Here is a 12624-nt window from a genome sequence, read left to right as displayed (position 1 = left end):
GTGGCTGGTGTCAGAGTCAAAAATGTTGGGCAAAAATACGCGAGTTCACAGTTTGGAAGGAACAGCTAACAAATGGTTCCAGTTCGTTCGCTTCGCTCACCCGACCGCCTTCGGCGGCGGCTGAACCAGGCGTTATGTGGCAAATCTAACCTGGTACTATTGTAAAATAAAATTTAAAGGGTGCAGTTTGCACCCTCAATTACTAGACGTTTTTGATAATTTTTTGTATATATTACAGGTTCATTAGCGGCTGTATGACCCCAGCTTCTGTAGTCTCAGATTCTCTGCCCCAGCCAGAAGAGGTGACTTGGACCAACGCACTTTGCACAAGTGCACTATCCAATTTGCAATTAACTTCTCGCTTAGCCTTTGCAGCATGGAAAATAAGTATTTCCTTTTCTTTAGTCGTCAAACTATCTGATTTCCCTTTTGCAAGAGCATCTGCTATTTTCTTATGACCTGATTTATTTAGCAGATTAATTAAGTAATGGCGTGTAGGGGTCATAGAATCTCCAAAAAATGAAATAAACTCTAGTAGAGATATCCATTTCAATTTATCAATCCTTCTATATTTAGTATGCCATCTCCTATTTAATAATCGAAACCATTTTAGATATATTTTTTTTGCACATTAGTACATATCAATAGTGAATAGCATAAAACCATGGTACAACTTCACCTTATTCTTGAACATTCGTTTACTGATTGATGTTCATAGATATATTGAATACACAACCATAGATATTTAAAAATCATTCGTATGTGATAGAGATTCATAATCTAGAAAGAAGATTCAACCAACTAAAGCCACATAACAAATGGTTCCAGTTCGTTCCGGGGCTGCGCCCCTCCACCCGACCGCCTTCGGCGGCGGCTGAACCAGGCGTTAGCTGCCATGCCATACAACAGGCTATCTAATATACTGTGAGGTAGTGTCAGGCTGGAGAATCTCAACTAACTCTATTTCGAAAAGCAACGTAGAATTTGCAGGTATTCTACCTGGTATTCCAATTTCACCATAGGCCAATTCAGGAGGTATAGTAATAAGGCGCTTCTCACCAAGGCACATATCACTAAATCCATAAATAAACCCCTTGATAACTCTTTCTGAACCTAAGCGGAAATTGAATGTTTTTCCTCGTTCATATGATGAATCAATTTTTATCGTTGAGTCAGTTAACAGTAAGTACCCATTATAATGAGCTTTGATAATATCACCATCTTTCACCTTAACATTACAATCGACAGGAATTACCTGAGTTACCGAATTAAAACCTGATTTAATATTAGAATCTTCATTAGCAAAGCAGAGACAAACTGTCGCAGCAAGCCAAAGAAAAACCACAGCAGATGGAATTGTGTGATCTATTTTCATATATGCTTACTCCCAATTCTGTATATTTTAAAATCCTCGAGTATAGCAGCTAACAAATGGTTCCAGTTCGTTCCGGGGCTTCGCCCCTCCACCCGACGCCGCCGTCGGCGGCGCGGCTGAACCAGGCGTTAGATGCTACCCACTACAATAACTCCTGAGCGTAAACTGCCAGCTTCAGCAGAAAAATTGTCATAGTCCATTTGCGGGTATTCGATTGAAACTTTGTCTGCCAGATAGTCTTCATCGTATTCATCTTCTGGTTCAGGGTCTTTGCAGGGAATGTACTTATCATCACATTCATCCCAAACCTGACCATCAAAGAACCAGTATGAGCAATCTGTTGTTGAGCTATCTTCCCAAGGCCAAGGCCATCCGTGTTCAGGTAAAGTTACATCCTTACGAGTTTTAAAGAATGCTTTAACAGCATCAACAAACTGGGTTTCTGTTTCAGCTTTCAGAATCGAGTCATCAATTCCATCACGGTAGCCATCCCATGCAATGCTTCCGATCCATTTAGCATCTTTACCTTTACCGATATAAAAGTCTGCTCTTGTTCCCATGCTATTCTCTCCTTTAATCAAACAACGCATCTAACAAATGGTTCCAGTCCGTTCGCTACGCTCACCCGACCGCCTTACGGCGGCGGCTGAACCAGGCGTTATGTGGCTTCATCCAGCTTCTTTATTTCTGGCATCCAGTTCGCTTTCATCTCGTTATACGAATACCTGTTTGCCTCGAACAGTACGATACAAAGTCGTTTTTTCAGCGGATCACCTTTAACATTGGTCGCCCAGTGTCGATGTTTGATAGACATCAAGTACAGGCGAAAACATGCAGCTATATATTTTATTTTTTTCATGCGTCTTGCTCGCACCGCCCTTGAACTAATCCGCAAATCCTGCATGTGCGTCGCTGGTAGTTAAGGGGCATCCCATAGAATGAATCGGTGCTCTGCTTCCATGTTTCCCATTTTGACCAATCATGCCCCCAGATAATATGGAGTGCATTTCGTATCCATCGCATTTGTCTTGCTCCTTACCAGTCAGCGCACATAACAAATGGTTCCAGTTCGTTCCGGGGCTGCGCCCCTCCACCCGACCGCCTTCGGCGGCGGCTGAACCAGGCGTTAGCCGCTCTCCAAAAACGAAACTTATTCTAAAACTTATTGTCTAATAGCACTTTATCTTGAACTGATATAGACAGAGGTATGAGATGGATAATGGCTCAGAAAAATTAAAACTTATAAGCTTCGCCGATATTGATACTGAAAAACTAAGCAGCGGGTCAATTCTTCAACATGGTGAAAATAGATTTACATGTCTATACGGTTTTAAACCAGATGAAATAAAAGCTGCTGACTACGGGACAAAAAAGTTCAAAGCCTGTTTAAATCCACGTTTCAATTTATCAGGATTCAGAAGTAGTTCCTGCAGGTACTCCAAGCCTTGATGGAAAATGCTTTCTGCTGGCCATGATGCACCAAAGCGCGTTTTCGCAATTCTTGATGGAGAAATTGCTTGCCTCTTCAACCCTTCGGTGTAGCTCCAGCAGAATGCCAAAGCCAGCAAAGCCGTCAGCTTGTCCGTCCTCTCTGGTGCGGTCAGCCTGCAAGCTTCCATGTCAAACCCTCTGGTTTTAAGGCAACTGAACAGAGACTCGATTTCCCAGCGGCAATGGTAGTCGGGAATAATCGTATCAGGCTTATCCTGGCTGACAACAAAGCAGTAGCCTTTATGGGACAAACTCCCTGCAACATAAAGCTTCAAGCCCCAGATTTTGCAAGGCTTCGAGATTGCATCCCAAGTGCCAGTCTTCAATGAACGAAACTGCAACCGCACGGAGATGGCAGAGCTTCCGGGCTTAGCTACTTGTGTATTCTTCTTGATACGTATCCTGAACAGTATTCCTTGTTCCATGAGCCAGCTTAGCCAGCTGTGTCCATGAAACTCCCGGTCTGCGGTCAGGCAGGCAACTGGCTGATCCGGAAAAGTTGCCAAAAAGCGTTTCATGAGGGCAATTCTCTGATTCGACTCGGAGCAACCAGCTTTATCAAGGTTGCTCCAGAACAAAGGAATGGCAACACCCTGACAACAAACAGCCAGAACCAGATGGTTAATGTCCTGACTTCCGAGTTTCCAGTTGGTTCTGTCGAGACAGAGAGTCCACTTAGGCTCAAGAGGCACTAACGTGACAATCAAGCGAGCAATAGCGGAGTAGTCCAGTGAGTAGCTTCTGAAAAAACGTTGAATCCGTTTGTAGCTTGAGTCGGGGGAGGCCTCTCTGACAAAGGCGACACGGAGTCTGTATAGAGAGCTGGTTCTGAGTTTGATCAGACCAAGGATAAATTGAGCAATAAATTCACAACGAGCCTTGTTCCAATCGAGATGAACACTAAGCTTGTTCTGGAGTGCTGTGACAGGGTTCATTGGCATCAAAGAAAGTTTGTGTGAGAACTACTCTCTTAGCTCATGCTGCTGACCTTGCCAGCACTCTCCTCAAAAAATGTCCCGTAGTCAGTTTTATGGTATTAAAATAATGATAATTGTTATGAAAATTGACATTTAGATATAAAGACATTCATAAAACAATCACTTAAATGAGTTTGAACAAGGGTTGATATTTAAAAGCTATCAGAATAATGGTTTTCTAAAAATATTTAACATTCATATCAACAATTAATTGTTTTATTTATACGCACAAATACTATATCTCTCCCTGAGAAATAATTTCTAAATCACATGTTGAAAATTTAATGACTGAAGAAAACATTAGTACTTTCAAGTTTAATGTATCCATCAAAAAGACATCTATTATCACGATTTTGATGAGCACAATGATAGCAAAAGATATTTGAAAAAAATTAAAGAAGCAGATGTGATTGGTGAAATAACTCTATATATCAATAGTCGCATTATTTATAATCATGTTCATATTCATATTGACGAAATAATCAACAGCTTAGTTGAGGAGGGAGAGTATGAAATATTCACTCTGGACGGTCATCATAATTTTTCTCCTGTTGTCGTAAAACATCTCGATAGCAAAATATCCTGGCTAGCACCTGCTCCATTTGAGAACGAATATATATTCTTTAAAGCTGATATTTTTAAAGAATTAAACAAGCTTTTGAAATTCATGGTTTTAAATAACGCACAAATAGAGTTCAGTGGTTACGACAAGGACTATTATCACGAGCTATACCACGATCTTAAAGACCTTCAACCACGCAGCTAACAAATGGTTCCAGTTCGTTCCAGGCTTCGCCCTCCACCCGACCGCCTTCAGCGGCGGCTGAACCAGGCGTTATGTGCTCCCCAATTCCCAACAATCAAGAGGAAAGTAAAAATGCCTTACGTTAATATAAAAATAACAGATGAAGGTGTGACAAAAGAGCAAAAACATGAACTAATAAAGGGAGCAACACAACTTCTTGTAGATGTTCTCGGAAAGAACCCAGCAACAACAATTGTCGTGATAGAAGAAGTTAATACTGACAACTGGGGAATTGGCTTTGACCAGGTGACACAACTCCGTAAAAATAAATAAAGGTTCATTCTAATGCAGTGGCTATTTCTTCCTGTTTTAGCATTAATCGCAGGTTCACTCATTCCTGTGCAGGCAGCGGCAAATGCTGTTCTTAGCAAGTCGCTTAATGGAGTTATTTTCTCTGCACTAACTTTGTTTTTTGTAGGCTTCTGTTTCGTTGGTTGTTTTGCACTATTTAACAAAGCTCCATTTCCAACATTAGAAAGCTTTATGAAAACACCTCTTTTTAGTTACGGAGGAGGTATAATTGTAGCAACTTACGTTTTATCAATTACATTTCTTGCACCAAGAATGGGTGTAGGGAATGCAATTTGTTTTATTGTCACAGGTCAAATAATTGCTGCTGTAATCATTGATCATTTTGGTCTAATGGGATCAATACAGACATCAATTAATTATCAAAGAACTTTAGGTGTAGCCATAATGGTTGTTGGTTTGTTTTTAGCTCGTAGTTAAAATTAATACGCACATAACAAATGGTTCCAGTTCGTTCCGGGGCTTCGCCCCTCCACCCGACGCCGCCGTCGACGGCGCGGCTGAACCAGGCGTTATGTGCCTTTAGACACTTGGTCATTTCTGTCGTGTAGTTAATTGCTGTTGTTAGTTGGGGTCTGGAAGTCTTTCCCAAGCTGGCGAAATAGATTTTACCCAGCAATAATCAGTGTCGTGCAATGCCAGCATAAAGTTCAGTTCTCTTTCCTGCTGCCAAGTGGGCTTTGTGAATGGTAGCGGCAGGGGGGGCTCGCCAGCACAAAGCTTTGATTATTTTGCCAGTTCATTCAAGCTGGCTGCAGCTTCCGAGTGTTTACCGCTTGGAATGGCAGCTTATAGTTTGGTGCGCCTTGCAAGGGTTAGTTCAGTGCTATGCTGGCAATCAGGCTTGGGTGTTCGTGCAACGCCAGCCCAGAGTTTTTGGCTTCTGCGTTTTCAGCAACACCGAGTATAGCGGGTAGCAGTACGGAGTGACTTTAAGGGTCTGCCCAGCAAAGAGTTCAAACAAAGCAACGGCACATAACAAATGGTTCCAGTTCGTTCCGGGGCTTCGCCCCTCCACCCGACCGCCTTCGGCGGCGGCTGAACCAGGCGTTAGGTGCCGTTAACTCAGTGCCAAAGGTGCATATCTTCAGGCTTTGTTTTCGCTGAGAGTTCTTTTGTTCAAACCGGTTAGTTTAATAAACGTCGATGGTTTATCTGTCCGATTCTGGCGGTGAGTTCAGGTCAATTCGTGAGTTTGGTTCCGTTCCACGGTTGAGATTTTTCTGGCTCTCAACCTTTTGGTTGGTTGCCACCTTGCAAGTACAGAGCCTCTCTCAAGGTTGGGCTGGTTTGGAGTTTCTGGCGAGCAACTCTGATTTCCAATATCAAGTAACAAACAACGCCAGTATTGGCTTGGTCACCTTCTCAGCAGGTGCTAACGGGGTGGGGCAAACCAGTTTGATGGTTTTTGGTTCGGTTCCACGGTCAGGTTTCTACAAGCTCTCAACAGTGCAGAGTATAATCTTAACTTCTCTGCCTTTCTCAGCAGTGTACGGTGGAAAGCTCGGAGTAAACGGAGAGAGGAGCTATTTCAAGTACGTTGCTCAAATTAACAACAGAGTTGCGAGGACACCTAACAAATGGTTCCAGTTCGTTCCGGGGCTTCGCCCCTCCACCCGACTGCCTTCGGCAGCGGCTGGACCAGGCGTTATGTGCCTTTAGAAACTTGGTCATTTCTGTCGTGTAGTTAATTGCTGTTGTTGGTTGGGGTTTGAAAGTCTTTCCCAAGCTGGCGAGCCAGCTTTTCACCCACCAATAATCAGTGTCGTGCAATGCCAGCATAAAGTTCAGTTCTCTTTGCTGCTGCCAAGAGGTTTCTGTGCATGGTAGCGGCAGGGGGGTACGCCAGCACAAAGCCTTGATTATTTTGCCAGTTCATTCAAGCTGGCCGCAGCTTCTCAGTGTTTACCGCTTGGAATGGCAGCTTATAGTTTGGTGCGCCTTGCAAGGGTTAGTTCAGTGCCATGCTGGCAATCAGGCTTGGGTGTTCGTGCAACGCCAGCCCAGAGTTTTTGGCTTTTGCGTTTTCAGCAACACCGAGTTTAGCGGGTAGCAGTCCGGAGTGACTTTAAGGGTCTGCCCAGCAAAGAGTTCAAACAAAGCAACGGCACATAACAAATGGTTCCAGTTCGTTCCGGGGCTGCGCCCCTCCACCCGACCGCCTTCGGCGGCGGCTGAACCAGGCGTTATGTTCTCCTACAAAATTTACAACTCAAAAAAAGAGAATTTATGATGTCTTCTCCAAAATATGGAAAGGTAGGAATTGTTGATGTTGAATTTGGCGAAAATGTAAAAATCATTGAGCCATCTAACATTTATGGTTGCTATCTTTCAGACGATGTATTCATTGGTCCTTTTGTAGAAATCCAAAAAAATACCAGAATTGGAGCAGGCACAAAAATCCAATCTCATACATTCGTATGTGAATATGTAAACATTGGCGAAAGCTGCTTTATTGGTCACGGAGTTATGTTTGCAAACGATATGTTTAAAGAAGGTAAGCCAAACCCGAACCCTAATACTTGGGGCAGAATAAATATCGGAAACAATGTAACCATAGGATCAAATGCAACCATTCTTGATGTGAAAATTTGCAACAATGTCGTTGTTGGTGCTGGTTCGGTAGTAACCAGAGATATTACTGAAAGTGGAATATATGCAGGTAATCCTGCAAAGAAACTACGAGACTTATAAAACAGAATCAGAAATTTTCGTTCAAAAAAAAGGCGATTTTAAAGGGCTACAGAAGATTTTTAAAATTACTGATCGCAGACATTCTCGCTTTAGCTTTCAGCATAATATGGACTTTGACCAGACAATGTCTGATATTGAAGGGCTGTAGAATCCTCATTAGTTAGCTCAAAAAATATGCAACCAAACTGAGCGAAAATTACTAAAGCAGAATATCTTTGAATACTGCGAAAACGAACATAACAAATGGTTCCAGTTCGTTCCGGGCTTCGCCCTCCACCCGACGCCGCCGTCGGCGGCGCGGCTGAACCAGGCGTTAGCTGGCTACATCAAAATCATCATTAATTCGTTGTATAATTAACTTTTTTCAGTAAGCAGTTCATCACATGAAATCAGATAAACTCTTTCCAATCGAAGGTTTTAAGAATACGGTTTTACTAAAACCATTGATTGAAAAAAGCGAAGTAAGCAATGTTCTGGCAGGGGAATACAGCTATTACAGTAACTCCAACAATCCAGAAAATTTTCTTTCTGAAAATGTCTTATACAATTTTGGCTTATCAAATACTTATCTTCGCATAGGAAAATTCTGCGCTTTTGCTCACGGAGTAAAATTTTTAATGGCTGATGCAAACCACGCAACGTCAGGTGTTAGTACATTTCCATTTGCAGTGTTTGGCGGAAAGTGGGCAGAAGCTCTCCCTTTATCTGATTACCCATTCAAAGAGTACGATGATATCGTGATTGGTAATGATGTATGGCTTGCCTATGATGTAACAGTTATGCCAGGTGTCACTATTGGGCATGGGGCTATTATTGGGGCTAAATCAGTAGTTGCATCAGACATTCCACCATATAGCATTGCTGTTGGTAGTCCAGCAAAGGTTATAAAACAAAGATACAACGGTGAAGATCAGGCAATGTTGTTAGATTTATGTTGGTGGGACTGGAGCATAGATAAAATTGAGTTAGCAATTCCTCTATTGGTCAAAGGTCAAGTTTCTGATCTGGTAGCTTTTGCACAAGAGCACAATTTAGTATCAACACCGAATTAACCGCCAGCTAACAAATGGTTCCAGTTCGTTCCGGGGCTTCGCCCCTCCACCCGACCGCCTTCGGCGGCGGTTGAGCTTCAGCGTTATGTGCCTTTAGACACTTGGTCATTTCTGTCGTGTAGTTAATTGCTGTTGTTAGTTGGGGTCTGGAAGTTTTTCCCAAGCTGGCGAAATAGATTCTACCCAACAATAATCAGTGTCGTGCAATGCCAGCTTAAAGTTCAGTTCTCTTTCCTGCTGCCAAGATGTTTCTGTGTAAGCGGTAAATTAACCCCACATTCCAAAGAAAGCCACGCCCCTTAATACTTCAGGTTTCAAAACGGAGAAACTCATGAAACCTGAAGAGCGCAAACAAAACCAGGCACTCTGGCAAGAGCGGATGAACGACTGGCAGCAGTCCGGACTCTCGGCCTCAGGCTGGTGTAAAAAGCACGACATCAAGCAGCACCTGTTTTTTTACTGGAAGCACAAACTGCTCACCAGACCGGATAATAAATTGATCCCTCTGGGCGTTGTTCAGCCAGAACCTTCTGCGCCTTCCCTGGTGATCCTCTATATGGATTCCATACGAATCGAAGCGGCTCCTGAACAGGCAGCAGCCCTGATCAAAGCATTGCAGGCTGCCTCGTGATCCGCCCGGAAGATGAGGTGGCTGTCTATCTCTACGCTGAGTACGTTGATATGCGCAAATCCATCGACGGGCTGGCGGCTTTAGTCGAACAGCAAGCCGGACAATCACCGTTCAACCCCGTGGTCTACGTCTTCTGTAATCGCAAGCGGGACAAGATCAAACTGTTGTGTTGGGAGCGTAATGGCTTTGTGCTCTGGTATAAGCGACTGGAGAAATTCCGCTTTAAATGGCCGGGGAATGAAGCACCCGAAGCGATCGATGGAGGCCTGCTCAACCAGCTTCTGGATGGTTATGACATTCGCCCCAAAGCACCTCACCCAACACTGGAATATACGACTTTACTCTAACAAGGTGGCAATGACTGCGCCGCCGTCTATTCTGAATCGGCATGGAAGCCTGTCCTGTCCCTTTACCCGATAATAACCCCGAGCTGATTGCCTGGGTTCAGTCCATCCTTGCGAAAAATGCATTGCTGGAAGAACGCCTTCGCCTTCTTCTGCATAAACAGTTTGGTGCCTCCAGCGAAAAGACATCACCGGATCAGCAGGAACTGTTCAACGAAGCCGAGCAAGATCAACCGGAACAGCCTGAGCCAGACCCCGAAGAAAACGTCACGGTTGCAGAACATACTCGCCAGAAGAAAGGTCGAAAACCGCTACCCAAAGATCTGTCAAGAGCCCGGGAAGAGCACGACATCCGTGACGATGAAAAAAACTGCAGCGGCTGCGGTAGTCAACTTCATCGTATAGGCGAAGAAGTGACCGAGCAGCTGGATATCATTCCGGCCAAAATCCGGGTTATCCAGAATGTGCGATTCAAGTACGGCTGCAGATCCTGTGAAGAAGGTATTAAAACAGCCAAACTGCCCGCCCAGCCGATACCGGGCAGCATAGCTACTCCGGGGCTGTTAGCCTTCATTGCCACCAGTAAATACGTTGACGGGGTGCCTTTATACCGTCAGGAAAAATTTATCCTGGCTCGTCTGGGTGTTGATATTGCCCGTGCCACCACCTCACTGTGGATGGTGCGCTGTGGTGATCTGGTGCAACCGTTAATCAACCTGATGCGGGATAAGCTGCTGGAAGCGCCACTGATTCACTGTGACGAAACGGTCACCCAGGTGCTCAACGAGGAAGGCAAGGCTGCCCGAAGTCAGTCGTACATGTGGGTTCAGGTGGCTGAACCGGTGAAAAATCAAAAGATCATTCTGTTCGATTACGCGCCCAGCCGCAGCGGTTCAGTACCCATGAAACTGCTGGATGGCTTCCGGGGCTATCTGCAAACCGATGGTTACGAAGGCTATGCTGCCATAGGTCGCAAAAGCGGGGTAATCAGTCAAGGCTGTTGGGCTCACGCTCGTCGAAAGTTCGATGAAGCCATCAAGGGGCAGAAAGATAAAAACAAAACCGGCAAAAGCCATATGGGGCTGTCTTATATCCGTAAGCTCTACCAAATAGAGCATGGGATAAAAGAGAGCCCTCCGGATGAACGAAAAAGGGTACGGCAGGAGCAAAGTCTGCCGGTTCTGCAGAAGCTACGACAATGGCTGGATAAATCATTGCTCCAGGTGCCGCCAAAAACCTTGTTGGGCAAGGCACTTTATTACCTGAATAACCAGTGGGAAAAGCTCATCCGTTATTGCGACGAGGGTTACCTGCGTATGGACAATAATCTGGCCGAAAATGCAATTCGTCCGTTCGTGGTGGGTCGCAAGGCGTGGCTGTTCAGCAACAGTACTGACGGAGCTAAAGCCAGCGCCAATCTTTATAGCCTGGTAGAAACAGCGAAAGCCTGCGGACTGGAACCCTGCCATTATCTGAAGACCGTCTTCAACTACTTGCCAAGGGCAGAGTCAATTGCCGATATCGAGCAGTTGCTGCCCTGGAATCAGAAGCCAGTTTGAATCAAGGTGTGGTGGAATTACCGCTTACCAAGCACCAGCCCAAGCTCAACACTCCAGGCACTGACCAGAAGTACCGGTTTCTTACCTTGGGCTTTGGAACCCCTCATTGTCTTTCCATCAACAGCAAGGTGGTGACTGCCTGAAATTTCAGTCAATGTCTGTTTGATCCAGGCTGTAAAGCAGGCTTCAAAGGCCAATGGGTCAAGTAAACAAAAGACTCTGCGAAACGTATATTTGGACGGTATGCCAGCAGGTAGCTCCAGAAAAGTTCTGAACCAGTCCTCCTTGCAGTGGCCAAAATCTTCCATGTCTTGCCACTCATCAGCTCCACATATGACAGCACATACAGCAATGATGAGTATATCAAGCAGGTTGTGATCACACATGCCAGAGCAACGCGGGTCTGGGACTTTGGCTAGAAATTGGGATAGTGACTGGTGCTGCGTGAATTGCCCTGTAGTATTGGATACCCGCCAGGTCAGAACCCGGCGACTGTACCAGTCCATAATGGCTATCAGATACATAAAACCACGCTCCATCGGAATGTATGTCAAGTCAGTTGCCCAGATCTGATTCGGACGATCTATGACCAGCTCCTTCAGCAGATAGGGATAAATCTTGTGCCCTATCCCTGGCTGACTGGTTCTTGGTTTTGGATAGATTGCCTCCAGACCCATTTGCCGCATCAGGCGACGGACTCGTTTCCTGTTGATGCAATAGCCTAAGTTGCGCAGGAATGTGCACATCTTTCGTGACCCGTAAAACGGTGTTTTTAGATGCTGCTCATCTATCAGACGCATCATTTCAAGATCCTTTGTCAGACCCTTGCGCGACTGGTAATACGGCGATGATCGTGAAATACCCAGCAAACGAAACTGCCTGACGACTGAGACTTCTGGATGATGGTGCTCGACCATAGAAACGCGTACGCATTTTTTCAATGATCGAGCTTGCGTGCTAAGAAATCGCGCTCCACAGAGAGCTGGCCAATCTGCCGGTAAAGGTTATCAACTTCATCCTGATGACTTTTGGAATTCTTGTCGGCCTTGCTGCCAAATAGCTCGGCAGCACGTTCCAGCAACTCCCGCTTCCAGGCACTAACCATGGTGGGATGAATTTGAAAATGCGCCGCCAGCTCAGAAGTGGTCTGGTCTCCCTTGATGGCAGCCAGGGCGACTTTAGCTTTGAAGTTTGAACTATATTGTTTGCGTTTTCTGCTCATGATCGCATTACCCTTCTTGTTCTGGATCAGGGCTTACACCCTTGTATGATTTTTTGGGACCACTTCACACACGTCAAGCAACGTATAATTGCTTAAAATCAATAACTATGCTGCCAGTTTTATGAGGACAATCCAGCGCGGATCTCATCGTGGAGCTTCCCAGCG

15 protein-coding genes are annotated in these 12624 nt (G+C 44.9%); 8 read left to right on the top strand and 7 right to left on the bottom strand.

What is annotated here, in order from left to right; genetic code table 11:
* Window positions 1–232 precede the first annotated feature (232 nt).
* The 5 genes from V5J35_RS03875 to V5J35_RS03855 all read right to left on the bottom strand — a co-directional run bounded on the left by V5J35_RS03875 (window position 233) and on the right by V5J35_RS03855 (window position 3801).
* Window positions 233–553: a hypothetical protein gene (locus V5J35_RS03875; RefSeq protein ID WP_354009998.1), complete on the bottom strand. Its 321-nt coding sequence runs from the start codon at window positions 551–553 to the stop codon at window positions 233–235.
* Window positions 554–910: 357 nt separating this feature from the next.
* Entirely contained in the window at window positions 911–1375 is a 465-nt protein-coding gene (locus V5J35_RS03870) for an FKBP-type peptidyl-prolyl cis-trans isomerase (protein ID WP_354009997.1), read from the bottom strand.
* Between the two features lie 128 nt (window positions 1376–1503).
* The gene (locus V5J35_RS03865) at window positions 1504–1935 is read right to left on the bottom strand and encodes a hypothetical protein (RefSeq protein WP_354009996.1); all 432 of its coding nucleotides are present in this window, start codon (window positions 1933–1935) and stop codon (window positions 1504–1506) included.
* A 98-nt stretch (window positions 1936–2033) separates the two neighbouring features.
* A complete protein-coding gene (locus tag V5J35_RS03860) occupies window positions 2034–2189 on the bottom strand; it encodes a hypothetical protein (protein WP_354009995.1) in 156 nt (51 codons plus the stop codon).
* A 544-nt stretch (window positions 2190–2733) separates the two neighbouring features.
* Window positions 2734–3801 carry an IS4 family transposase gene (locus tag V5J35_RS03855; RefSeq protein ID WP_354009994.1) on the bottom strand — a complete coding sequence of 356 codons (1068 nt, stop codon included), beginning with the start codon at window positions 3799–3801 and terminating at the stop codon, window positions 2734–2736.
* Between the two features lie 424 nt (window positions 3802–4225).
* On the opposite strand from V5J35_RS03855, the gene V5J35_RS03850 reads away from it, so the two are divergent.
* The 8 genes from V5J35_RS03850 (at window position 4226) to tnpC (ending at window position 11237) form a co-directional block, all read left to right on the top strand.
* Window positions 4226–4609, top strand: coding sequence for a hypothetical protein (locus V5J35_RS03850; RefSeq protein WP_354009993.1), 384 nt, complete (start codon window positions 4226–4228; stop codon window positions 4607–4609).
* A gap of 3 nt (window positions 4610–4612) precedes the next feature.
* The gene (locus tag V5J35_RS03845) at window positions 4613–4921 is read left to right on the top strand and encodes a tautomerase family protein (protein ID WP_354009992.1); all 309 of its coding nucleotides are present in this window, start codon (window positions 4613–4615) and stop codon (window positions 4919–4921) included.
* Between the two features lie 12 nt (window positions 4922–4933).
* Window positions 4934–5377, top strand: a complete 444-nt coding sequence (locus tag V5J35_RS03840; protein ID WP_354009991.1) for a DMT family transporter — start codon at window positions 4934–4936, stop codon at window positions 5375–5377.
* Between the two features lie 1809 nt (window positions 5378–7186).
* Window positions 7187–7651 (top strand): acyltransferase, encoded by a 465-nt coding sequence (locus V5J35_RS03835; RefSeq protein ID WP_354009990.1) that lies wholly within the window; start codon window positions 7187–7189, stop codon window positions 7649–7651.
* 383 nt (window positions 7652–8034) lie between these two features.
* On the top strand, window positions 8035–8703 hold the full coding sequence (locus tag V5J35_RS03830; protein WP_354009989.1) for a CatB-related O-acetyltransferase: 669 nt from the start codon (window positions 8035–8037) through the stop codon (window positions 8701–8703).
* Between the two features lie 331 nt (window positions 8704–9034).
* The gene (gene tnpA / locus V5J35_RS03825) at window positions 9035–9334 is read left to right on the top strand and encodes an IS66 family insertion sequence element accessory protein TnpA (protein ID WP_354007878.1); all 300 of its coding nucleotides are present in this window, start codon (window positions 9035–9037) and stop codon (window positions 9332–9334) included.
* Window positions 9331–9681, top strand: coding sequence for an IS66 family insertion sequence element accessory protein TnpB (tnpB, locus tag V5J35_RS03820; RefSeq protein ID WP_354009988.1), 351 nt, complete (start codon window positions 9331–9333; stop codon window positions 9679–9681). Before tnpA ends, tnpB begins: the two co-directional genes overlap by 4 nt.
* Before the next feature lie 41 nt (window positions 9682–9722).
* On the top strand, window positions 9723–11237 hold the full coding sequence (gene tnpC / locus V5J35_RS03815; protein ID WP_354009987.1) for an IS66 family transposase: 1515 nt from the start codon (window positions 9723–9725) through the stop codon (window positions 11235–11237).
* A gap of 17 nt (window positions 11238–11254) precedes the next feature.
* Here the strand turns inward: tnpC and V5J35_RS03810 are convergent, their stop codons facing one another.
* Together V5J35_RS03810 and V5J35_RS03805 are read right to left on the bottom strand one after the other, a co-directional pair.
* Window positions 11255–12040: an ISAs1 family transposase gene (locus V5J35_RS03810; RefSeq protein ID WP_354009986.1), complete on the bottom strand. Its 786-nt coding sequence runs from the start codon at window positions 12038–12040 to the stop codon at window positions 11255–11257.
* A 134-nt stretch (window positions 12041–12174) separates the two neighbouring features.
* A complete protein-coding gene (locus tag V5J35_RS03805; RefSeq protein ID WP_354009985.1) occupies window positions 12175–12459 on the bottom strand; it encodes a helix-turn-helix domain-containing protein in 285 nt (94 codons plus the stop codon).
* Between the last annotated feature and the right edge of the window lie 165 nt (window positions 12460–12624).

Source organism: Endozoicomonas sp. NE40 (genome assembly GCF_040549045.1).
GTDB lineage: Bacteria > Pseudomonadota > Gammaproteobacteria > Pseudomonadales > Endozoicomonadaceae > Endozoicomonas_A > Endozoicomonas_A lisbonensis.
Note: the sequence above shows the minus strand (reverse complement) of the source record. Positions and strands in the feature narration are given on the sequence as shown.